The sequence below is a fragment of the Arcobacter sp. ISO1 genome (genome assembly GCF_058105185.1).
The window spans coordinates 1,938,509-1,961,036 of the sequence record NZ_CM176573.1 but is presented as its reverse complement, the minus strand read 5'-3'; the positions used below and the strand labels follow the sequence as shown (position 1 = coordinate 1,961,036).

Here is a 22,528-nt window from a genome sequence, read left to right as displayed (position 1 = left end):
CTATAATTTAAAATAATTTAAAAAGGTTATAAATGAGTTTAAAACAAACATTAAAAGATGATTTAAAAACAGCGATGAGAGAAAAAAACATTGTAAAAAGAGATTCTATTAGAGCGATTAATACAATGATAAAACAAATTGAAGTTGATGAAAGAAAAGAATTAGATGATTCAGAGGTTTTAAAACTTATTCAAAAGGGAATAAAACAAAGAGAAGAAGCAGTAATTCAATACAAAGAGGCTTCAAGGGATGACTTAGTTCAAAAAGAGCAAGAGCAAATTGATGTTTTCAAAGAATATATGCCAAAACAATTATCTGATGAAGAACTTGAAGCAGGTATGAAAGAGCTTATTGCAGAACTTGGTGCAACATCTATGAAAGAGATGGGTAAAATCATGGGACAAGCAAGTAAAAAGTTTGCAGGTATTGCCGATGGTAAAAGAATAAATGAGATGACAAAAAAACTTTTAGGTTAATAATTTAAAATGGATACTAATAAAGTAAATGAGATTGTAAAAGAGACTTTAATAAGTCTTCACAAAAAGAATATTCTAGCAACACCAAATGAATACCATAAAGAGTTTTGCAAAATTTCTAATGTGTATGATTTTACTGTTGAAGAGTGTGAACAATTCAAAAAACTTGTTAAAAAATTAAGTAAAAATGAACAGATAGAGATAAAATCAAAAAATATTACAACTATTGAAGATATGATTCCAGTGTTACTTAATAGAATCTCAAAGGAAAATGTTGACAATCTTGCACTTCTTTTTAACAACTCTTTAAAACCCTCAATTAGTATCGATATAGACAAAGACTTAGAAAAATTCACTATAAAAATTGGTGATTCACCAGCACTTTTATTTGAAGATGATATTCAAAAAGAAATGCAAGACTTTATTACAAAAAGATTTGAAGCTGATAAGAATGTTGTAAAACAAAAAACATCTGAGATTGCAAAACTCTTAACCTTGATGGGACAATATTTTAGTGATGCTATTCATAGCAGTGATAAAGGCTCAAGTGAAGTATCAAGTATCAAATCTAAAATTCAATCAATAGATATGAAAGATGGTATGCAAAGCCTTAGTGACTTGCAAAGCCAATTAATTGATGCAGCTAAATCTATTGAAAATGAAATGTCAAATGTAGGAGAAAAGTTAAACTCTGGTAAATCAAAAGTTGATACTTTAGAACAAAAAGTAAAAAAACTAGAACAAGAATTAGAAAAAACAAAAAAAGAAAGTTTAATAGACCACCTAACAGGTGTTTTAAGTAGAGGGGCATATGAGAACTCTGTAAAAAAAATAGAAAATACTTTTTTGAGAAACAACACTCAATATGCTATTGTATTCTTTGATTTAGATCACTTTAAAAAAGTGAACGACACACATGGACATGATGCAGGAGATATTATTTTATCTACCTTTGCAAAAGTTTTAAATAAAAACACTAGAGAACTTGATATTGTTGGAAGATATGGTGGGGAAGAGTTTGTTGCTATAATCCATTTTAATCTAAAAAGAGAACTATTAAAATATCTAAAAAGAATCAAAGCAATCATAAAAGACAATGATTTTATATATAAAAATCGAAAAATACATTTAACTTTTTCTGCTGGTGTTGCAATTAGAAATAATCATAATAGCTATGATAGCACTATTCAAAAAGCAGATATGCTTTTATATGAAGCAAAAGAAACAGGTAGAGATAAGATTATATTAGAGGATGGTACTACAATCTAAGGAGTCCTTATGAAAGCCTTATTTATGTTATTGTTTGTTAGTTTTTTTTCAAGCTTATTAGCTATTGAAAACTCAGGTTTTATAAAGAAACTAACAGGTGAAGCAATCATTAAAAGAGATAAGAAAACCATCATTATAAAAATTGGAGACAAGGTATATCCAAATGATATAATCATTACAAAAAACAACAGTTCAGTTGGGATTATATTCAAAGATAATACTCTAATTTCTCTTGGAAAAAATACTGAATTTATTATAGAAAAATATACATTTAATCCAGAAAAAAAAGATGAAGCTTTTATATCAAGAATTACAAAAGGAACACTATCGTGTTTGACAGGATTGATGCCCAAATTAAATCCTGATGCTATGAAAATAAAAGCAAAAACAGCTTCTATAGGTATTAGAGGTACACATTTTTTAATCAGTGTAGACTAAAAGGGTATTTATGAAAATATTTATTGCAATTGTTTTATCATTATTCTTTTTTACTTCTTGTTCAAAAGTAAATGTTGTCCTACTTCCTGAAGATGGAGAAAAAGTAGGAAAAATAGAAATAAAAAATGAAAATAAAAAATTCATCATAAGTAAACCATTTGAGCAAGTAAATGCTATTGATGGAGACTCATCAATTCTAACAAAAAAAGAGGTTCAAGAAAAGTTTAAAGACTCTATTGCAGCACTCCCAAAAAAACCAAAAAGTTATCTTATTTATTTTCAATGGGATTCAACAAAAATTGTTCCTAAATCAAAAGAAGAAATTAAAAAAATCATCGAAAATATAAAAAAAGAAGATGTAAACTATATAGATATTATCGGTCATACTGATAGAGCAGGAGATAACCAATATAATAAAATATTATCTCTAAAAAGAGCAAACTATGTTAAAAGAATACTTATAAAAAACAAAATACCAGAAGAGCTAATTGAAATAAACTATTATGGAGAATCTGCACCTTTAGTAAAAACAAAAGATGGTGTACCAAGAAAAATAAATAGAAGAGTGGAAGTAACTATAAAATAACAAATAAAAGGATAATTATGTCAGGTAAAATAGTAAATCTATTCATATCACAAAGTATAGAAAGTTCTATGAAAAAAGTAAACCAAATAGTTTTAAAAGAAAAGAAAGGTATTTTTGGAGATAGATATTATAGCCAAGAAGGAACATTTTCAAACAAAGGTAAAATTGAACCTGATAGAGATGTAACATTAATTGAAATAGAAAAGATAAATGAGTTTAACGATGAATTTAATCAAAATATTACAGATGAAGACCTTAGAAGAAATATTACTGTATCAAACTGCAATTTAAATTCTTTAGTAGGTAAAGAGTTTCAAATAGGAAATGTAGTTTTAAAAGGAATAAGACTATGTGAACCTTGTAAGTATCTTGCAGAAAAGTTAGACAATGAAGAAGTATTAACTAAACTTGTTCACAAAGCAGGATTAAGAGCTCAAATTATTAAAGGTGGAAGTATCGATACAACTTCACAGATAGAAATTTAGAATAAAGTAAAACAACTCTATTTTTGATTTTTTTACTCAAGATTTAAGGATATTATTATAAATAATTTCCTTTACTTGTATAATTATAGTATTTTCTCTTGACCAATTCTATATAAAGCAAAATCATACTTTATAGGATCTACACTATCAAAAGTTTTTAGTTTTTGTGTTATTTCTATTGCACTTTTTAAATCATAAGTTTTTCTATTTAAAAGCCCTATTCTCTTTGAAACATTAAAAGTATGAGTATCAAGGGGCAAAATCAAATCTTTTTTATCAATTCCACTCCAAAGACCCAAATCAAGATTATCTTCTCTAATCATCCATCTAAGATACATAAACCATCTTTTATATGGAGCGTTTCCCATGTGTTTAATCTTTCCATTTTTATCTCTTTTAAATGGGCTTGAAACTAAAAATTTAAATCCTTGTGACTCATAATTTGCTAACTGATGTATTTTTGATATTAGTGAATCTAAAGCTTCTAGTATTGAGTTTGTATCTAAATAAGTTTTTTTAAAAATCTCATTTAAACTGTATTCTTGTTTCATATTTCTAAAAGTTTGAAATATCTTTATCACATCCTCACTGTTTTGAAACCTATAATAATGATTACACAACTCTTTCCTTATATTATCTTCATTTTTTTCGAGTAAATCAAAATCCAACGAATCTAAAAATTTAACTATCAAACTAGCTTTTCCATATCCAAACAAAGCACAAAGTAAAATTGCATACTCATCTTTATATCTGCTAGCAACTAACAAAGGGTCAGGTTTTTCATAACTTAGTTCACAAGAAGAATCTCTACACAAAACCTCTTGGTCTAATAGTTGTTTTAATTCTAAATCTTTTTTAGTCATCATTTCTCATATTTATTAACTCTTCTAAATCCTCTTCAATTTTTTCATATGCACTATTAGCATCTTCATAATATACTTTATTAAAATTTTCTTCATATATTAAATGGTTTGATTCAAGGTTATTCAATATAGAATAATTTGCAAAGGAAGATAAATAATTCACATCAATCACATTTCCACTTGTACCAATTACCACTAAAATATCACATTGTTCTAAAATATTATACATAAGTTCATACTTAGGAGCAGCTTCACCAAAAAACACAATATTTGGTCTCATTTTTGAAGCACAAATTTTACATTTACTATTTGTTTCATCTTGCAGTTTATAATCTATATTTAGTATATTATCACATTGGGTACATCAAATTTCTTTTAAAAAACCATGTAAATGTATCACATCTTTACAATTTGCTTTTTCAAGTAAGTCATCAACATTTTGAGTTACAACTTCTATTTTTTCAGGATATTTATCTTTTAATCTTGCAATCATTTTATGGGCATTATTGGGTGATTTATCTTGGATATCTTTTCTTCTTAGATTATAAAAGTTAATTGTATTTTGATAATTCCAGTCTAAGCACCCTGAACTACAAATCTCATTTATATCATGATTTTCCCATAATCCATCACTATCTCTAAATGTTGAAATACCGCTACTAGCACTTAAACCTGCTCCACTAAAGATTACAATTTTATCTCTCATAATACCTTCTATTTTTTTTGATATAATACCATTTTTAAAAACTAAATCTGATTAAAAGTAACTCGTTACTTTCTTTAGGATTTTTGTTTCTTTTTAGCAGAATTTATTTCTGCGATAAAAAAGAATTTTTTAATACGTGGTCCCTTTAAAATAGGTACCATTTTAAAGGAATAAATTTATGAGAAATATACTTATAACTGGATGCTCAAGCGGGATAGGCTTAGAAACTGCAAAAATCTTAAAAAAAGAAGGTATAAAAGTATATGCAAGTGCTAGAAAAGAAGAAGATGTAAAGATTTTAGAAACATTAGGTTTTACTACTTTTTTACTAGATGTTAGAAACAAAGAACAAATTGCTCATGCCTTAGATTCTATTTATAAAGATGATGGGAAAATCGATGCAGTTTTTAATAATGCAGGTTTTGGGCAACCAGGAGCAGTTGAAGATGTGACAGTTAAAGTATTAAGGGAACAATTTGAAACAAATGTATTTGGTATGCATGAAGTTACATGTCAAGTTCTTCCATATATGAGAAAACAAGGGTATGGAAAAATTATTCAACATAGTTCTGTTTTAGGGATAATTTCATTAAAATTTAGAGGTGCATACAATGCCTCAAAATATGCCATTGAAGGTTTAGCTGATACCTTGCGACTTGAATTAGCCAATACAAAAATTTTTATTTCTACAATAAATACAGGTCCTGTTACAAGTAAGTTCAGGGAAAATGCAGTTAAAAAATTCCAAGAAAATATTAATCAAGAAAATAGTGCTTTTAAAAAAGATTATGAGACACAATTAAATGAAAGATTAAATAATGAAAAAGATGACACACCATTTAACCTTCCAGCATCAGCTGTAGCTGAAAAGATTTTAAAAATCATGAATACAGATAAGCCAAAACCTAGATATTATGTTACTAAAGCAACATATATCTTAGGTTTTGCAAAAAGAGTTTTATCAACATCTCTTTTAGATTCAATTTTAAAAAAGATATAAAAGAGAAAAATCTCTTTTTATCTATTTTGTAAGATATGGTTTCCCATAAAATCTAATTGTTAAAAATACTACAGCCAAACTAATTGGTAAAAGAATATAAACTGATACACCAAACGCTGCAGGTAAATACCCACAGAAGATAGCAACTGCACCAACAAACAATGCATAATACAACTGAGTAGAGATATGGTCCATATGGTCACAAGAAGAAGCCATAGATGATAAAATTGAGGTATCTGAAATAGGAGAACAATGATCACCAAAAATTGCTCCTGTTAAAACTGCTCCCACATTTAAAACTATATAGTTGTGTAAATCAATACCTTCAAGTCCTGTATTTATACCAATTGCATTTGCTAAAGGGATTGTAAGAGGCATCAAAATACCCATTGTCCCATAAGAAGTTCCAGTTGAAAAAGAGATTATAGAACCTAAAATAAAAATCACCGTAGGCAAAATAAATTGTGGTGTTGTATCTGATAATAACTGAACTAAATAAGCTGCCGTTCCCAACTCTTTCATTACAGCACTTAAAGACCAAGCTAAAATTAAAATAACAGCTGTAATAACAAGTGCTTTTACACCATAAACCCAAGTTTCAATTGCCTCATGTAAAGAAAATAGTTTTTGTTGAAGTCCCATTGCAATTGCAACAATTGAAGCTAATAATGCTGCTTCAAAAATTACAATAGAAGCATCAGCTGCTCCAAAAGCATCTCTAATTGAAGCAAAAGAGTATGGATCAGCTTGAACAACCTTTAAAGCTTCCCCTTCTAAACCAGATACACCATTTATATAAAATCCAATAAAAGCCACTACAATCAAAACTGCAATTGGAATTATGGCATTAAACATTGAATATTTAATACCCTCTTTTGGTAACATATAAGAGTTTTCTTGATTCATTAATTCATTTAATGCTGAATTAGGATCAGTAACTTCACCTTTATGGTGAGCTCTACTTGCTGCTTTATGCATTGGCCCAAATTCTCTTAATGTAATAGCTGAAAAGAAAACAAAAGCAAGCATTAAAATATTGTAAAATCTATAAGGTAAAGTTTCAACAAAAATTGCAAAAGCATTTATTTCAGGTTGACCAATCACACTATAAGCATCTTTAATCAATGATAACTCATAACCAACCCAAGTTGAGATTAATGCAAGTCCTGCAATAGGAGCTGCAGTTGCATCAATAATAAATGCTAACTTTTCCCTTGCAATCTTTAACTTATCTGTAACAGGTCTCATAATTGGCCCAACTACAAGTGAATTTGCATAATCATCAAAAAATATAAAAAACCCCATAACCCAAGTATAAAGCTGTGCACTTGCAGGAGTCTTTGCTTTTTTTGCTAATTTTTCAGCAATTGCCCTTGGGCCACCCATTTTGGTTATTACTGCAATCATACCACCAATTGTAAGTACTTGTAAAACAATACCTGCATTCCAAGAATCAGCAAGTGAACCTACCATTTTTGATGATATATCTACAAAAATATTAAAAAATGAAGAAAAAATATTCTCTCCACTAATATTTACAATAAAAGTCCCCGTAAAAATTCCCATAAATAGTGAAAACACTACATTTCTTGTAACAAAAGCTAATACAATTGCAACAAGAGGAGGAAGTAAAGTAAATGCTCCATAAACAGATGTACTATCTTTTGTTTGAGCTAAAGATATAATTGGAACTATAGCTAATAATAAAAAGATTTTTAATAATCTACTCAATTTAAATCCTTCAATAAAATTTCGAAGGTGGAATTATATAAAAAAATTGCTTTAAAGTTTTATATAAATTACATTTTTGATTAAAGTATCTATTAAGTTTGCTGAATCTCTTTTGTATTTGCTTTTTGTTGTAAGAAATCAGATATTTGCATTAAACAAAAAGTAACTATAAATATCATTAAACCGGGGAAAAAACTAACCCACCAGGCAATATCAATTACAGCTTTCCCATCACTTAATAAACTACCCCAAGACATTTGAGGTGGATTGATTCCAAGACCTAAAAAAGAAAGCCCTGATTCAGCTAAAATTGAACCTCCAACTCCAAAAGTAAAAGATATCAAAAATATGGGAGCTAAAAGTGGTGCAAAATATTTAAAAATTATTTTCATTTTTGAAACATTTGCTAGCTTTAAAATCTTTATAAAAGGCTTATTTCCAATTGCAAAACTCTCACTTCTAATAAGTCTTGCCATTCCCATCCAACCAGTTATTGAAATCACTATTATCAAAACTAAAGCTGATGCTTGTATATATGAAACAAGTGCAAGAAGTAAAAAGAAAGTTGGGAAGGTTAAAAAAAGATCAATTAATATTGTGATCCCTTTATCGATATTTCCTTTGAAAAATCCAGCATTAATTCCAATAAAAAGTCCAACAAGTGAAGCAATAGTAGCACTTAAGAAACCTATTATAAGTGAAGTTTGACCACCATTTAAAATCCTAGCAAGAACATCTCGTCCAAGTCTATCAGTGCCAAAAAGGTGAGTTAAAGAAGGTGACTCAAGTATTCTTGATGGATTTAATTCATATGGTGATACAGTGTAAAAAAACGGCATTAAAAATACCAATAAAATCAAAGAAATTAAAATATATGATGCCGCTTTTACCATTTTTATTCTTCTCTTAAACTAAAATATGAAAGTGAACTCTTACCAAATTTTTTCGTTTTATCAAGTGAAAATTTACCTAAGGTTTCTGGTATTTCTAAAGTACTTGCATGTTCAATAATTATCATATAAATATTTTCATTTTCAAAGTTTTTAATAATCTCAAAAGATTTTTTATAAATATCTTCCATACCATCTCGATAATCAAATGGTGGGTCTATATAAACTATAAGTTCATCATCACTATTTTTTAGGCTATTTATTATTGATGGTGTTTGAACAAAAGTATCTCCCATCATAGTTTGACATGATTGGGGTTCTATTTCTTTACAGTTTTTTGTTAATATTTTATATGAATTTTTATCAAGTTCTACAAAATATGCTTTTTTTGCACCTCTACTAATCGCTTCAAGTCCAATACTTCCACTTCCTGCAAAACTTTCTATAAAAATTTTATCTATTATATCAAATTGTAATACATTAAAAAGTGACTCTTTTAACCTTGCTTTTGAGCTTCTTGTTACATCTAGGCTAGGAAGTTCTAAAAGTTTACCCTTATATTTTCCTGCAATTATTTTTGTTGTTGGTTTATTGTTTTTCATAATTCTCTTGTAATTTAAATTTGTGACATTATATTTAAAATAAGTTGAGGATTTAATTTGAAATGACTCTTGTTAAACTTGAGTTAATATTGAGTTTAATTTTTGTAATTTAAATAATGTAAAATTTTACCATTAAAAAAGAAGGATTGTGATGAAGAATTTTAAGATGAGAGACTATGCAACATCTTTTACAACATTGATGTTTTTAGTAATTGGTACTAGTGGAGTAATGATGTATTTTCACTTTTATGACAAATATGTAAAAGAATTACATGAGGTTTTAGGCTTAGTATTTGTTACTGTTGCACTATTTCATGTATTTGCAAATTGGAAAGCCATGAAGAACTATTTTTCAAAAAAAGTGTTTTTATTTGCAGTTGCAATTACTTTTGTAGTTAGTTCAGCATTTATAATAAGTAGTTTAGAAAAGGGTGATAATCCAAAAAAAATGTTAATCGGAAAAGTTTTAAATACTCCAACAACTATCTCTTTTAAACTGTTAAATGGGGATTATGAAAAAGCCGTTGAAAAATTAAAAGCTGAAAATATAGTTTTTAGTGAAGGAAAATCAATAAGTATAATAGCAAAAGAAAATAATATAAGTCCATTTAAAATAGTAAGCATAATTTCCTCAAAATAAATTTTTACTTATTAGTTATGACCTTTAAAATCGTGTAATCAAAAAAATATTATATTTAGATAAAATTACGCGATTTTATACAAAAGGTTATTCTTGCCAAAAAAAAGATTGAAAAAAATTTTACCAAGTCATGAAAAAATAAAAGAGCAAAGATTTTTAAAAATATTCGGAAAACTTTTAGATAACAAAGATTTATGGAGTTTATCTAGAAAAAAAGTTTTAGGTGGTGTTTTTATTGGAATTTTTGTAGCTTGTTTACCAATGCCATTACAAATGGTATTAGCTACTATTTTAGCAATTATATTTAGTGTAAACCTTCCCCTTAGTTTTGCACTTATATTTATTAGTAATCCAATTACAATGCCTCCACTATTTTATTTTGAATACCAAATTGGAAAACTGTTAATAAATCCACAAAACCCTGTAAAGTTTGAGTTTGATTCTATGTACGACAATTTTGGAGATATTGCATTATGTCTTTGGAGTGGAGCTTTAGTTGTAGGAATATTTTCAAGTGTTGTATGTGTTGTAATTGTCAATTTTCTTTGGATTTATACAGTTAAAAAGAATAGGAAAAATAGTTTTAAATAGTGTAAAAAAATAAGTTGTTCATATGCAAGAAAAGCTTTAAATTTTTGTTTTAATTAAGGCGAATGAAAAAATTTAAGTGGGAGCTTACATCAAGTAAGTGAGTACTTAAATTTTTTCGTTCAACGCAAAGTAAAGCTAAAAGATGAAGCTTATCTTGCGTATGATTGCGCTCGAAGTTCTCTGATTACGTTTACTTTGATTTCCCCTGGATACTGAACTTTTTCTTCAATCTCTTTGGCAATCTCAGTTGCAAGTAATACAGCTTCATCATCATTTACTAATTCAGCTTTTACTATTACTCTAACTTCTCTTCCAGCGTTAATTGCATAGGCATTGATAACACCAGTTTTACTAGTTGAAATATTTTCAACCTCTTCTACTCTTTTTAAGAAACTTTCTAAAACTTCTCTTCTAGCACCTGGTCTTGCAGCACTAAGTGCATCAGCAGCACAAACAGCAGCTGATTCTACATTGATTGGTTCTTCATGGCCATGGTGAGCATAAACTGCATTAATAACAGTTGCTGGTTCATCATATCTTTTACAAATCTCAGCACCTAAATCAACATGGCTTCCTGGCATGTCATGAGTTAATGCTTTACCAATATCATGTAAAATACCCGCACGTCTAGCTAATACAGTATCCCCTCCCATTTGAGCGGCAATAAGTCCTGCTAAATTTGCAACTTCTAATGTGTGTTTTAAAGCATTTTGTCCATATGAAGCTCTGTATCTTAATCGACCAATTAGTTTGATAAGCTCTGGATGCATAGATTTAATTCCTAGCTCCATAATAACATCTTCACCCTCTTTTAAGATGTTTTTATCAAATTCAGTTTTAACCTTATTAAAAATCTCTTCAATTCTAGCAGGTTGAATTCTTCCATCTTCAAGTAGTTCTTGAATAGTTCTTGTTGCAATTGCTCTTCTATATAGATTAAATGAAGAGATTGTGATTGTATTAGGAGTATCATCAATAATTATATCAACACCCAATAACATCTCAAGGGCTTTGATATTTCGTCCCTCTTTACCAATAATTTTACCTTTAGTTTCCTCATCAGATAATGGTAGATTATTGATAAGTCTTTCAGCTGCAAACTCACCAGCATATCTTGTAACAGCTTGAGAGAGGATATTATTAATTTCCTCTTTAGACTTTTGCTCTGCAAGTTTATATTTTCTTCTGAAAATTGATGCAATTTGAGCTCTTGAGTCTTCTTTAACTTTCTCAATCATCAGCTCTTTTGCTTCCTCTTGAGTAAGACCTGAAGAGTTTTCCAATACTTTAATTGCCTTTGAAATTTTTTCTTCAAAAGTTTTTTGTTGTCTTTTTAAACCCTCTTTTAAAGTAGTAATTTTTTCATTTTTTTCAACAATTTCTGCTTTTTGTTCTTTGATTATTCTTAGCTCAGATTCTAAATGATGATTTAATTCTTTCTCTTTCTTCTCAATTTGAGAAAGCATCTCATCATATTCTCTTTTGCCAGCCTTAAATTCCCTGTCGTAATCTTTCTTAGCTTTAATTTGTGCATCTTTTAAAACAACTTCAGCTTCATGCTCAATCACTTTGGCTTTTGCTTTCGCTTGTTCAATGTAGATGTCAAATTTTGCTTTATTTATTTTCTTTAATACATATATTGTTATTGCTATACTTAGTATCGCAACAACTATAGCGACTATCACTGTTGTCATCATGGTATTTACCTTAACTTGTAATTATATAGTCGGCTTGAATATCGTATTGATTAGTTAGTTTTTTATCTGATTTACAAAGTGTTAATTGAGTAAAAATAATTACAGGTTTATAATTTAACCTATCAAAAAATCTGTCGTACATTCCTTTTCCAAAGCCAATTCTTTTACACTCTTTATCAACTCCAACAACTGGTACTATTGCTAGATCGATTTTAGAATTTTTGCAAAATGAATTGTTTGGCTCTTTAATACCAAACTTTTTTTTATGTAATGGTAATCTATATCTTACTAATTTAAAACTGTCCTCAACCATAAAGGGAACAAAGACATTAATCTTTGTTCTCCTTAGTTCGTTTATTAATGGAAGTACGTTTACTTCCATACCCATTGGAATATATAACAAAATGTTATTAGGTTTATAACTATTTATAAAACTTTTAATTTTTTTTACTGTTTTCTTATCTTTGTAGAATTTTAAAAAACGGCTTTGAAACTCTAATCTTTTAATACACGATTTTCTAAAATCACTCTTGTGATTCATCATCATATTTAAGCCTTACTTGGGTAAAATTCTTACCTTAAAATATTTTACCCATAAGGAATTAAAATGCAGTTTAAAAAATTACTTTTTTTAATAATTTCTGCCATGCTGCTACTAAATGGATGTGACTCAAAAGATGAGAATACAACTGAAGCTGGAACTGAAACATCAACGCAAAAAGATATACAAACAAAATATCAACTAGAAACATTGGGTGAAACACCAATCAATTTAACTTATAAAAATGAAACACTAAAAGTTGATGAAATGCAAGGAAAAGTTATACTTGTTAATTTTTTTGCTACATGGTGTCCACCTTGTAAAGCAGAGATCCCACATTTAATAAATTTAAAGAATAAATACAAAGATAATTTTGAAATTATTGCTGTAAATGTTGGAGAAAAAAGTGGTCAATTATCTGAGAAAACAAAGTTAACTGATTTTGTAAATGAATATAAGATTAATTACACTGTAACAAATTCTGAAAACAATTTAAAAATTGCAGATTTGATGGGAGGAGTTAGAATAATTCCAACTATGTATCTTTTTGATCCAAAGGGAGCTATTGTACAAAAATATGTAGGTATCGTTCCAGAAGAGATGATAGAAACAGATATTAAAAAAGCTTTAGGAAAATAATAATGTTTAGTTTTTTCAAGAAAAAAGATAAAAAAGATGAAGACAATATTCAAGACGAGCTTCAAGAAGAAGAAATAAAAGAGCAAGAGCCTAAACAAGAGGAACTTCAAGAAGAAGAAACTGTAAATATAATTGAAGAGAATATTCAAGAAGAAGAACCTAAACAAGTAGAGACTCAAGAAGATTTAGCTTCAAAAAGTTTTTTTTCAAGAGCTTTATCAAAAACCTTTGAAAATATTAAATCAGTTGTACCACAAAAAAAAGAAAAAATTGCCTTTGATGATATTGAAGAACTTTTAATTGAATCAGATATGGAATATGAAATCATTGAAAAAGCAATGGATGGACTTCCTGAAATGATTACAAGAAAACAATTAAGACACAGACTTGTTATGCTATTTGAACATGCTCCTGATGTAGATCTTTCAAATTTACCTAAACCTTTTGTTAGATTAATCATAGGTGTTAATGGAGCAGGAAAAACAACAACAATTGCAAAACTTGCCAATAAAAGTAAAAAAGAAGGTAAGTCTGTAGTTCTTGGAGCAGGAGATACTTTTAGAGCTGCTGCTATTGAACAACTAGATACTTGGGCAAGCAAATTAAATGTTCCAATTGTAAAAACGAAACAAGGACATGATGCAAGTGCTGTTGCTTATGATACTATCTCTTCAGCTCTTTCAAAAAATATTGACAATGTAATTATTGATACAGCTGGTAGATTACAAACACAAACAAATTTAAGTAATGAACTTAAAAAGATTGTAAAAGTTTGTGATAAAGCTATGGAAAATGCACCCCACCAAAAACTAATGATTTTAGATGGAACTCAAGGAAACTCAGCAATCGCACAAGCTAAAGCTTTTAATGAGATGATAGGGATTGATGGAATCATTGTTACAAAACTTGATGGTACAGCAAAAGGTGGAGCACTTTTCTCTATTTCAAATCAATTAGAACTTCCTATCTTTTTTGTAGGAACTGGTGAAACTGCAGATGATTTAATGCACTTTAGCCCTGATAACTTTGTTGATTCATTATTAGATGAAATATTTACAGAAGAAAACTAAAATATATGGATAACACTATCAACTTTTTTGTTACTAAAGAACTTAAAGAGTCTGTTTTAAATGAGATAAAAATCAACAATAAAGAGATAATAAAACACATATACAATGATGAAATCGTTTGGATAAAAAAACCAAGAGCAACAAAATCAAATATTTTTCATAAAATGGCCTACTCCCTAACAAATATAAAAGGACTAATGCCAGTTGAAAGTAAAACAAAAGAGCAAACTTTAATCCATGAGGTTTCAAAACTTCAAAGACTAAAGGAAAAGAATATCAATGTTCCAGAAGTTTTAGGTTGTAATAGGGATATTTTTGTTTTAGAAGATAATGGAGTAACTATAAAAAGTTTTTTAAGAAATAAAGAACTTAAAAAAACTGTTTTTGAGAATAGATTAAAAGATACACTAAACCTACTAATAAAAATTCACAATAATGATGAATACCATGGTGGACCACAAGTAAAAAACTACACTTTTAAAAATGGTATTGTTAGTGCTATAGACTTCGAAGATAGTTTTGATAAAAACTTTAAACTAGAAGATATTCAGTTTAGAGATTTCTTCTTATTTTTATTCTCACTTACAGAATTAAAAAAAGATATAGATTATAAAGAGATTATTGATATTTATATGAAAGAAACAAAAAAAGAAGGAATTGATAAAGAATTAAAATCAATTGCTTTAAAATTGAGATTTTTAACTAAAATTATTGAAAACAAACTCTTTTATAATCTATTTTTTGATGATGTAATTAATACTTATAAATTAGTGAAAACCTTACAAAAACTTTAAAGACATAATTAAACTCCTTGCTATTAGAATTTTTTTCAGATATCGTGGACTCACTTAAAGAAAATTAGTACTTATTTATGACAAAACAATAAGGCACAAAATTTATAGATAAACTCTATATTTTGAGCTTTGTTGAGTCTCTTATTGCATTCAAGCAAAATCTTAATTAATATATTTATTAAATTGATTATTCTAACTTTTGTGAAGCCTTTGTAAAAACTTTAAACTAAAAAGCTTCCAATTTTTCTAAAATCACTCTCAATATTTAAAAAAATATACCATTATAATAATTCATAAGCATACAAAACAAAAAATTTCAAAATTTTATAATTTCCTTTTTGAACCCTATTTTAGGGATCTTTATTTATAAAAAACTCTACCCATATTACTCTTTAATGTAATTTACTTTGCATTACAAAGTATATTGTGATATACTTTCATATGTTAAGAGATTAAAAATTGATAAATGAAAGGCAAACTATGGAAGAAGATTACAAAAAATGGTTAGCTCAATTTCGAAAAGGTTACATTGAATTATGTACTCTTATTACTTTAAAGCAAAATGGAGCACATCATGGTGTTGCACTTATAAAAGCTTTTGAAGAAGTTGAACTAAGTATAAATGAGGGAACATTATACCCTCTACTAAATAGAATGGAACAAAACGGTTGGTTAGAGTCATCTTGGAATATGCCTAAAACAAGTGGGCATCCAAAAAGGGAGTATAAAATCAGTATAAAAGGTCAAGAAATTTTACCTAAATTAATTGAAACCTTCGATTCACACAATAAAAGTTTAGAAAATCTAAAAGGAAAGAAAAAATGAAAACAAATGACTACATAAAACAATTAAAAAAACATTTATCTGTTCTTGAACATAATAAAAAAGAAGAGATTGTAAAAGAGATAGAAAGTTACATTGAAGAAAGCGATGCTAGTTATTCTTTACTTGTTGAAAGATTTGGAACACCCCAAGAGCTTGCAAACAGTTATTTAGAAGATATGCCAATTAATGAATCTAAAGGTAAAAAGATATGGTCTAAAACTAAAAAGGCTGTTTTTACAATTATTATTTTCCTTATTGTAGTTTCTATTGCTGTTGCAATTTTTGTTTATAATATAATTAAAGACCCATTTGATTATGCTAAATTTGATGCTAATACAATTGATACAAAAGTTGAAAACCAATGGAAAAAAATCGATAATATAGACTCTTTAGATATTGAACAAGCTAAAGTTGTACTTTATGGGAGTGATAAAAATGTATTTGAAGTAAGTTGTGAAGGGAATAAAAATATTCAAAATGAAAATACTTTTGTAATAAAACAATCAAGATGCTTTTTGAAAGTACCAAAACAAAAACTAAATATAAAATCTATTCAATCTGAAATTGTATTTGTTGAACCAAAAGATGAGATTCAATTTAATTCAAGACAAAGTAGAATAAGAGTTGCTTCTAAAAAGACCCAATATAAATATGAATTAAATGGGGAAGAAAGTGATTTTAAAAAGATAAAATCAAATGAAGAGGGTATACTAATAAAAGGTAAAGTTTATCAAAGTGAAGTTGTACCATACGAGTATTAAATTTTAGGGGAAGAATCTACTCCCCTAAAAAACTACCAATTTTTCTAAAGTAGCTTTCAATATTTTCAAAAGAATGATTTCCACCCTCTTCAATTATAAGTTCACTTTCACTTAGTTTTTCTTCTGCTTCTGTATAATCTAAAACCTCATCTTCAGTTTGAAGTAGTGTTAAAAAATTTTCTTGTTTTTCTATCTCATTTACTTCTAAAGCTTTAAGTTGTTGAATATGTTCATTTGTAACTTCAAAAGATGTACTATCATAATAATTCATCGCCATACCAACTTTATCTAAAGTTTTGTATGGATAAATTGCTGGATTTATTAAAACAGCTTTTAAATCATATTTATTTGCTAAATAGATTGAATAATATCCACCTAAAGATGAGCCTACTAAGCCTACATTTTCATCTTTTTCTAAAAGTAATTCAATTAGTTGTTCTAGAGTATCTATTGCTAAACTAGGTACATATGATAAAGATGGAGCAATAACTTCGTCTTCAAAATATTCCCTAAAAAGTGTTGCTTTACCACCATGTCCACTACTTCCAAAACCGTGTATATATATAATCATATTTTCTCTTTTCTATTAAATTCTCTAAGTGCTTTTCTTGATGCTTTATCAACCAAATTAAAAAGATTATCAAGTTCATCTTTCAAAGCTGTTTTTTTGTGACCTTTTATTTTAACAAAGTTCAAATTTAGTTTTTTTATTTTTGAATAAAAAATTTTATAAAGCTCTTCGTTTTTAACTTTTTTCCCAGTTTTTGTTAAGTAACTATTTTTTTCTAATTTTTCTCTTCGATCTAATAAAGTCAATATATTTTGACAATCTGTGAAAACAGTTATTTCTGCATTTTTTAAATCTTCATCATCTAATGCCCAAAGTAAAACCTCTAATTCAAGTTTTGTTGAAGAGGTGTTTTCAAATTTTTTTATAAATATATTTTGATTCTCTAGAGTTTCATCATATATAAAATAAGCTCCAAAACCAATTTTACTTTGTGGGTTTACACTACCATCACAAAAAAGTTTTATCCCACTCATCTATATCTAATCTCCTTATTTAAAGAACAATTTATCTGATACTCTACCATTTTTGAAAAAGGTTCTAAAAAATTCTCAAACTCTTTTGTTGAAATATCTTCTAGTTTATGCTGATTTAACAATTTAAGAACACAAAGTGTTGATTCAATAGTAGATAAACAATATTGATTAGGCTGAGTTTTGATTTTAAAATCTGATTTTTTTGTATATTGAAAACTAACTTTTGGTAAATTTTTTAGATTTCTACTTAGTCTTAACATCTTTTTTGAACAAGGCCAAGTAGAATCTATGATAAATATTACATTTGCTTTTTTACTACTACCTATTGGTTTTGTATTTAAATCAATACTATCAAGGCCTGGATATAATACATAAGAGTTTATGTTTTTATTTTCAATTATCTCATTTACTCTTTTATGATTGGTAAAATCTATCCCTATATGAATCTCTGAATTTGGTAATGATAGATTAGTAAAATGCCCTGTCCCATTTTTTGTTTTTCTAAACTCTTTTGGGTGCATTAAAATCACAAATTTAGTTTTAGTCTCAATACTTTTTATGTATGAACACATACAAGAACTTTTTGGTCTATAACACTTGAAGCAAACTTCCCTTGAATCTATTATCATTAATCCTTTAATTAAAAAGGAATTTTATTCACTTATTACTTAAATAACATCTTAATACTTACTTTCCCCACAATTCCAACATACCAAAAACTGTCCTTCATGAACTTCATTACAATTTTTACATCTCCATGTAGGTAAATTATCATTTGTTTTTTCTAAAATTGACTTAGCTATATCAAAGTCTTTTTCTTTTACTAATACTTTAACCCCTGTAATTGTTTGTAGATGTGGATGCATACCACCTGCATCATCTTTATCTATTATAGATTCTATGTTTCTATCATTCAATAAAGTTACTAAAATTTGTGCTTCGATTTCACTATATAATGTTTTTAGCTCAACAAACATATTAATCCTTTATATTATAATTCTAATACAGCTTTTTTCTAAAATACATTAAATTTTAAATTTTGATATATTATTTAATCTTTTCAATATATTTGATTATAATTGCACTTTAAATTTAAAGGTAACCTAAATGGCAAAAAACATTATCTCAATACTTACATTAACTGTTGTTTTTTTCTCTCTTACTTTTTTTGCTTTCAACTCATATAAAAATGCGAAAATCTATGAAAATACTTACAAACAATATGCCCAAGAACAAACTATAAAAAATAGTGTAGAAGAAAACACAAAAGAGATGCTAAATGATCTTATAGGAGCACTCTTAGGAGAAAAACCAAATAAAAGTAAAAATGATGCTTCATCAAAACAATTAGAACTAGAAAAACTAAAAGAGAAACCAATAGAGTATGTAATTATCTTTGCAACTATAATTACTCTATCTCTTCTAAGTTTCTTTATTGTCTCAAAAAAAATCTTTCTAACATACTTACATAGTGTTACACTTTTAAGTCTTGTATTTGGTCTTATAAGCCCTATTTTTATGATGTATATTTTACTTGACTATAATTTTCAAAATATAGTAAATATAAAAGATGCAATTTTACAGTTTGAATCCCTTACTATAATAGAATCTATAAATAAACTTATCTATATCCAAGAAAAATATTTCGTAGGAATAATCATCTTACTTTTTTCAGTGATTTTCCCTCTTATTAAAACCCTACTTTCATTTGTAAATGTATTTATAGGTCATCTTTCTATACTAAATAAAAGTACAAAATTACTTTCAGCTCTTAGTAAATGGTCTATGACTGATGTATTTGTTTTATCAATATTTTTAGTATATTTATCATCAGTTAGTAGTGGGATGTCAAAAATTGTAACCCAAATCGAAGTTGGATTTTATTTCTTTTTTATATATGTAATTCTTTCTATAATTCTTAGTTTTTTTAATAAGATTAAAATTGGGGTGAATTAGAAAAAAGAATTTACTTTATATTTATTGGTATTTTTTTCCATTAAATTTTAATAGTGAGGTTTGCTTAGTTACTGTTTCCTTGGCATCACATTCCTCATTTGCATTTACTACATTTGTCGTTTCTACAATCTTGCTTTTTATCAAAATATTAAAAAAACCATTGGATTTTTTTTCTGACATAATCAAAGTATTTTTTGTATCTCTAAATTCACCAGAACAGTTACCATTCCATTCACCAACAGAATTTTTCATAGGGTATTTATCAAGAATCTTTTTTAAACCATCACCTGATTTGATAAAAAGTGACAAAGTTTCACTTTCATAGGGATTCACCCTTGACATACCATAATAACGTACTCTAACGCCAAAAGCCCGAATTTCTTTAGTAATTTGGTATCGTGCTGTATCTATACTAATTTCGCTGAGCATTATGGCATCTGAAACCCATTGGTTCGTCTGGCTGCTTTCAAAGAATTTGTAAGTTATTTTTCCAGAACGATTATCGGCAATAACAATATGGCTGTTGAGGGTAAAATATTGTTCTCCCTCATCTACTATTTCTGGTATGACTATAATCACTTCATTTGGAGTTTGAGGATTAGTTTTTGATGCAATCAAATCTGTTTTGACCAATAGCGGATCAATATTCATCTCTTTTAAAATGTATAAAACCAATGCATCATTATCGATGGTATCGCTCAACTTTTTTGATGCTAGCTTGTCTATAGTGCCGTCGTGATTGATGACAAATTCTTCCTCAGCAATCTCTTTCGTTAAACCCCAAGAACTGTGCTGACTAGTGATGGTATGTTCGCTGATTCTTGACGTTGTTGACGTTTGCTCTTTTTCAACCTCGTCATAAGCAAGCAATTGATGGTCAATAACATTGCCCTGCATATCATAGTTAATAAGGGTGGACTCCATTTCATACTTACCCACCAAATATGTCACCACCACCGTGTAAAATTTTTGAGACAAGGTTACTTTGTATGAACTTACTGCTTTATACTTGGATTTTTCTTGATAGAAATCAGGATATATAGTTTCGATTTTTAAGGTGCGATTGTCAATGGCCTTAAAATCATCTTCTTCTATAAAATTGTCAAAATTTGTAGTTTCGACTACTGGTAGTTCTCTTTTTTTTATTCCTTTTATCACATCTTTAAAAACAGATAAATTGGTTTTTTTGGGTTTCTCAACTTCAATGACTTTTGTTACTTGTTCTGTTGCATCTTCTACTTCCTTTACCACATCTTTTTTTTGTAGTCCAAAAGAATAAGAGATCAACACCAATATAAGTATTAAAACTTGTGTTTGTTTCATGATCAGATCCAGTCTAAAGTTTTTTCAAGAAGGTAGTGTATCGGGCTCATAAAGGCCAAAATAAATAACATAAAAAACACACGTATTATGAACTTATGCTTAAAATACTTCAATTTTCTTTTTAGATAAAAAATATCGAGAATTATAAACAGCACAGCAAGAATAGAACCTATGGCTAGCCCCATATAAAGTAGTCCAAAAAAAATCATTTTAGAATAAATAAAAGACACAATATTTGTTTCTTCGGCAAATGAACTACCAAAAATCACTAAAATCAGATACATATACCCAATACCAAAAATCAGGGCAACCACAGTCCAAAGGGCATACTCCAAAATGAGTTTTCCCATTTTATTTGATTGAAGAACTTTTTTTTCATTCGTTTTCATTGGGTATTCCTTTCATTTTAAACTCATTTGCAAACAAATCATAGATAATATTCATTTTGTGATTATTAAAGCTATGCGTAAACTTTTTGTCAAATTGTGGATGTGGTCCATCAAAGAGAAAAAATAAAACCGACTTTGCTTCATTGAATTCTAGATTATTGATTAGATTATATCGCTGTTTTTTCTTGATATACTTTATAGATTTGTCTTGAAAATAATTAACGGCATCAGCTTGCCATTTGCCATTTTTTGCAATATTAATGAGTTTTTTTTCATAGTTTTTATATTTTTCATTTGAAATCAATTCAAAAAAATAAGTAATATAACTATAGCTTTCATTATAAAGTTGGCTGGGAGAATCGCTGTGCTCATTCCATCCAAAATAACTTACAAATTCTTGAAAACTATTAGGAAAGAGATTTAAAAAAAGCACCTCATTTTTTGTGGAGAACGCCAGCTTTATTTGAGGTATCGCAGTACTGTTATCTAGCGGTTCCTCAACATCAGAAATTGTAACATTTTTATTAAGCTGACGATTGGGTTTATTAATCAAATTTCCCTTATTGAAGAAACTAAACTTTCCACATTCCAAAGTAACATTGGCTTTACAGGGAGAATAATCAAATTCTGCCAACTTATACTTACTATACATACCTAATTCTTCAGTGACCATGCCACCTAGATCTTCTTCGTTTTCTAAAAAATATGCTGTACCTTCATCTTGAAAAACACTAAAAGGAAAAGCCTTATAATACTTATAAAATAAAATCGAATCTTCTTTTTGATAAGCCAGTTTCTTTTCTGTTGCAAAGCCTTTTTTCAAGTGTTTTGTTACTTTTTCCCTAATTGCTTGATGAAGAATACTCTGATCTTTTTCAGGATACTTTACTAAATAAAGGTTAGGATAGACTTCAGATTGTATAAACATCATATTCTTAAAAAATAAGTGGTTAATAATCTGTACAACAATACCAATGACAAACAAAACCAAAGCCACACGTGACCTTACTTTATTTTGTAAAATCCACTTTATTAGTCTAAAAGCAGGGAATAGTATGCCAATAAACAAGAGCAAAAGAAAAGTAATGAAGATTATTTCCATAAAGCTATATCCTTTTCCTTAGTTTGATTTCACTCAATCTCTTTAAAACATAAATAATCATTAAACATATATTATATATATTTATCATCTAAATCCTTAATAAACTAACG

General features: G+C 28.0%; 27 protein-coding genes and 1 pseudogene. 14 read left to right on the top strand and 14 right to left on the bottom strand.

Translation table 11 applies throughout. The features are described 5' to 3' along the window. Positions 1 to 32 precede the first annotated feature (32 nt). From AC2TY9_RS09720 to AC2TY9_RS09700, 5 genes are read left to right on the top strand one after another with little or no spacing between them, the layout of a single operon-like run. Positions 33 to 476: a GatB/YqeY domain-containing protein gene (locus AC2TY9_RS09720; RefSeq protein ID WP_489777253.1), complete on the top strand. Its 444-nt coding sequence runs from the start codon at positions 33 to 35 to the stop codon at positions 474 to 476. 9 nt (positions 477 to 485) lie between these two features. Beyond that, a complete protein-coding gene (locus tag AC2TY9_RS09715) occupies positions 486 to 1,745 on the top strand; it encodes a diguanylate cyclase (RefSeq protein WP_489777252.1) in 1,260 nt (419 codons plus the stop codon). 9 nt (positions 1,746 to 1,754) lie between these two features. Continuing rightward, positions 1,755 to 2,183, top strand: a complete 429-nt coding sequence (locus AC2TY9_RS09710; RefSeq protein WP_489777251.1) for a FecR family protein — start codon at positions 1,755 to 1,757, stop codon at positions 2,181 to 2,183. A gap of 10 nt (positions 2,184 to 2,193) precedes the next feature. Next, a complete protein-coding gene (locus AC2TY9_RS09705) occupies positions 2,194 to 2,769 on the top strand; it encodes an OmpA family protein (RefSeq protein WP_489777250.1) in 576 nt (191 codons plus the stop codon). Between the two features lie 17 nt (positions 2,770 to 2,786). Next, positions 2,787 to 3,254 carry an MOSC domain-containing protein gene (locus tag AC2TY9_RS09700; RefSeq protein ID WP_489777249.1) on the top strand — a complete coding sequence of 156 codons (468 nt, stop codon included), beginning with the start codon at positions 2,787 to 2,789 and terminating at the stop codon, positions 3,252 to 3,254. 83 nt (positions 3,255 to 3,337) lie between these two features. On the opposite strand, the gene AC2TY9_RS09695 is transcribed toward AC2TY9_RS09700, so the two are convergent. Continuing rightward, the gene (locus tag AC2TY9_RS09695; RefSeq protein ID WP_489777248.1) at positions 3,338 to 4,117 is read right to left on the bottom strand and encodes a TIGR02757 family protein; all 780 of its coding nucleotides are present in this window, start codon (positions 4,115 to 4,117) and stop codon (positions 3,338 to 3,340) included. Continuing rightward, positions 4,110 to 4,823: pseudogene (locus tag AC2TY9_RS09690) on the bottom strand (SIR2 family NAD-dependent protein deacylase). The gene AC2TY9_RS09695 and the pseudogene AC2TY9_RS09690 overlap by 8 nt, the downstream one beginning before the upstream one ends. A gap of 178 nt (positions 4,824 to 5,001) precedes the next feature. On the opposite strand from AC2TY9_RS09690, the gene AC2TY9_RS09685 reads away from it, so the two are divergent. Then, complete coding sequence (locus AC2TY9_RS09685) at positions 5,002 to 5,823, top strand: SDR family NAD(P)-dependent oxidoreductase (protein WP_489777247.1); 822 nt, start codon at positions 5,002 to 5,004, stop codon at positions 5,821 to 5,823. Positions 5,824 to 5,844: 21 nt separating this feature from the next. Here the strand turns inward: AC2TY9_RS09685 and AC2TY9_RS09680 are convergent, their stop codons facing one another. The 3 genes from AC2TY9_RS09680 to rsmD all read right to left on the bottom strand — a co-directional run bounded on the left by AC2TY9_RS09680 (position 5,845) and on the right by rsmD (position 9,046). Further along, positions 5,845 to 7,554 carry a Na+/H+ antiporter NhaC family protein gene (locus AC2TY9_RS09680; protein ID WP_489777245.1) on the bottom strand — a complete coding sequence of 570 codons (1,710 nt, stop codon included), beginning with the start codon at positions 7,552 to 7,554 and terminating at the stop codon, positions 5,845 to 5,847. A 92-nt stretch (positions 7,555 to 7,646) separates the two neighbouring features. Beyond that, positions 7,647 to 8,447, bottom strand: a complete 801-nt coding sequence (locus AC2TY9_RS09675; protein ID WP_489777244.1) for an ABC transporter permease — start codon at positions 8,445 to 8,447, stop codon at positions 7,647 to 7,649. A gap of 2 nt (positions 8,448 to 8,449) precedes the next feature. Beyond that, positions 8,450 to 9,046 carry a 16S rRNA (guanine(966)-N(2))-methyltransferase RsmD gene (rsmD, locus tag AC2TY9_RS09670; RefSeq protein WP_489777243.1) on the bottom strand — a complete coding sequence of 199 codons (597 nt, stop codon included), beginning with the start codon at positions 9,044 to 9,046 and terminating at the stop codon, positions 8,450 to 8,452. A 151-nt stretch (positions 9,047 to 9,197) separates the two neighbouring features. On the opposite strand from rsmD, the gene AC2TY9_RS09665 reads away from it, so the two are divergent. Together AC2TY9_RS09665 and AC2TY9_RS09660 are read left to right on the top strand one after the other, a co-directional pair. Further along, positions 9,198 to 9,686 (top strand): DUF4405 domain-containing protein, encoded by a 489-nt coding sequence (locus AC2TY9_RS09665; RefSeq protein ID WP_489777242.1) that lies wholly within the window; start codon positions 9,198 to 9,200, stop codon positions 9,684 to 9,686. Positions 9,687 to 9,779: 93 nt separating this feature from the next. After that, on the top strand, positions 9,780 to 10,277 hold the full coding sequence (locus AC2TY9_RS09660; RefSeq protein WP_489777241.1) for a DUF2062 domain-containing protein: 498 nt from the start codon (positions 9,780 to 9,782) through the stop codon (positions 10,275 to 10,277). 149 nt (positions 10,278 to 10,426) lie between these two features. On the opposite strand, the gene rny is transcribed toward AC2TY9_RS09660, so the two are convergent. Together rny and AC2TY9_RS09650 are read right to left on the bottom strand one after the other, a co-directional pair. Beyond that, the gene (rny, locus tag AC2TY9_RS09655) at positions 10,427 to 11,971 is read right to left on the bottom strand and encodes a ribonuclease Y (protein WP_489780424.1); all 1,545 of its coding nucleotides are present in this window, start codon (positions 11,969 to 11,971) and stop codon (positions 10,427 to 10,429) included. Positions 11,972 to 11,984: 13 nt separating this feature from the next. After that, entirely contained in the window at positions 11,985 to 12,521 is a 537-nt protein-coding gene (locus AC2TY9_RS09650; RefSeq protein ID WP_489777240.1) for a 5-formyltetrahydrofolate cyclo-ligase, read from the bottom strand. A 60-nt stretch (positions 12,522 to 12,581) separates the two neighbouring features. Between AC2TY9_RS09650 and AC2TY9_RS09645 the strand changes: the two genes are divergently transcribed. The 5 genes from AC2TY9_RS09645 (at position 12,582) to AC2TY9_RS09625 (ending at position 16,604) form a co-directional block, all read left to right on the top strand. Further along, the gene (locus AC2TY9_RS09645) at positions 12,582 to 13,154 is read left to right on the top strand and encodes a TlpA family protein disulfide reductase (RefSeq protein WP_489777239.1); all 573 of its coding nucleotides are present in this window, start codon (positions 12,582 to 12,584) and stop codon (positions 13,152 to 13,154) included. 2 nt (positions 13,155 to 13,156) lie between these two features. Next, positions 13,157 to 14,224, top strand: a complete 1,068-nt coding sequence (gene ftsY, locus AC2TY9_RS09640; RefSeq protein WP_489777238.1) for a signal recognition particle-docking protein FtsY — start codon at positions 13,157 to 13,159, stop codon at positions 14,222 to 14,224. 5 nt (positions 14,225 to 14,229) lie between these two features. Continuing rightward, positions 14,230 to 15,018: a BUD32 family EKC/KEOPS complex subunit gene (locus AC2TY9_RS09635; RefSeq protein WP_489777237.1), complete on the top strand. Its 789-nt coding sequence runs from the start codon at positions 14,230 to 14,232 to the stop codon at positions 15,016 to 15,018. A gap of 480 nt (positions 15,019 to 15,498) precedes the next feature. Further along, the gene (locus AC2TY9_RS09630) at positions 15,499 to 15,843 is read left to right on the top strand and encodes a PadR family transcriptional regulator (protein WP_489777236.1); all 345 of its coding nucleotides are present in this window, start codon (positions 15,499 to 15,501) and stop codon (positions 15,841 to 15,843) included. Next, positions 15,840 to 16,604 (top strand): HAAS signaling domain-containing protein, encoded by a 765-nt coding sequence (locus AC2TY9_RS09625; protein WP_489777235.1) that lies wholly within the window; start codon positions 15,840 to 15,842, stop codon positions 16,602 to 16,604. Before AC2TY9_RS09630 ends, AC2TY9_RS09625 begins: the two co-directional genes overlap by 4 nt. Positions 16,605 to 16,620: 16 nt before the next feature. Here AC2TY9_RS09625 and AC2TY9_RS09620 read toward each other — a convergent pair whose 3' ends face one another. The 4 genes from AC2TY9_RS09620 to AC2TY9_RS09605 are packed head-to-tail and all read right to left on the bottom strand — an operon-like array spanning position 16,621 to position 18,625. Then, the gene (locus AC2TY9_RS09620) at positions 16,621 to 17,175 is read right to left on the bottom strand and encodes a YqiA/YcfP family alpha/beta fold hydrolase (RefSeq protein ID WP_489777234.1); all 555 of its coding nucleotides are present in this window, start codon (positions 17,173 to 17,175) and stop codon (positions 16,621 to 16,623) included. Further along, positions 17,172 to 17,648, bottom strand: coding sequence for a ribonuclease HI (locus AC2TY9_RS09615; RefSeq protein ID WP_489777233.1), 477 nt, complete (start codon positions 17,646 to 17,648; stop codon positions 17,172 to 17,174). The genes AC2TY9_RS09620 and AC2TY9_RS09615 overlap by 4 nt, the downstream gene beginning before the upstream one ends. Further along, positions 17,645 to 18,277, bottom strand: a complete 633-nt coding sequence (locus AC2TY9_RS09610; protein ID WP_489777232.1) for a tRNA-uridine aminocarboxypropyltransferase — start codon at positions 18,275 to 18,277, stop codon at positions 17,645 to 17,647. The genes AC2TY9_RS09615 and AC2TY9_RS09610 overlap by 4 nt, the downstream gene beginning before the upstream one ends. Before the next feature lie 51 nt (positions 18,278 to 18,328). Continuing rightward, positions 18,329 to 18,625, bottom strand: a complete 297-nt coding sequence (locus AC2TY9_RS09605) for a putative signal transducing protein (RefSeq protein WP_489777231.1) — start codon at positions 18,623 to 18,625, stop codon at positions 18,329 to 18,331. 130 nt (positions 18,626 to 18,755) lie between these two features. Here AC2TY9_RS09605 and AC2TY9_RS09600 point away from each other — a divergent pair, with 130 nt between their 5' ends. Further along, positions 18,756 to 19,604 (top strand): paraquat-inducible protein A, encoded by an 849-nt coding sequence (locus tag AC2TY9_RS09600; protein ID WP_489777230.1) that lies wholly within the window; start codon positions 18,756 to 18,758, stop codon positions 19,602 to 19,604. A 21-nt stretch (positions 19,605 to 19,625) separates the two neighbouring features. Here the strand turns inward: AC2TY9_RS09600 and AC2TY9_RS09595 are convergent, their stop codons facing one another. Genes AC2TY9_RS09595 through AC2TY9_RS09585 form a run of 3 tightly spaced genes read right to left on the bottom strand, consistent with a single transcriptional unit; the run spans position 19,626 to position 22,418 of the window. Next, the gene (locus tag AC2TY9_RS09595) at positions 19,626 to 20,927 is read right to left on the bottom strand and encodes a PA3715 family protein (RefSeq protein ID WP_489777228.1); all 1,302 of its coding nucleotides are present in this window, start codon (positions 20,925 to 20,927) and stop codon (positions 19,626 to 19,628) included. Positions 20,928 to 20,929: 2 nt separating this feature from the next. After that, complete coding sequence (locus tag AC2TY9_RS09590; RefSeq protein WP_489777227.1) at positions 20,930 to 21,316, bottom strand: hypothetical protein; 387 nt, start codon at positions 21,314 to 21,316, stop codon at positions 20,930 to 20,932. Further along, entirely contained in the window at positions 21,303 to 22,418 is a 1,116-nt protein-coding gene (locus tag AC2TY9_RS09585) for a hypothetical protein (protein WP_489777226.1), read from the bottom strand. Before AC2TY9_RS09585 ends, AC2TY9_RS09590 begins: the two co-directional genes overlap by 14 nt. Positions 22,419 to 22,528: the final 110 nt, after the last annotated feature.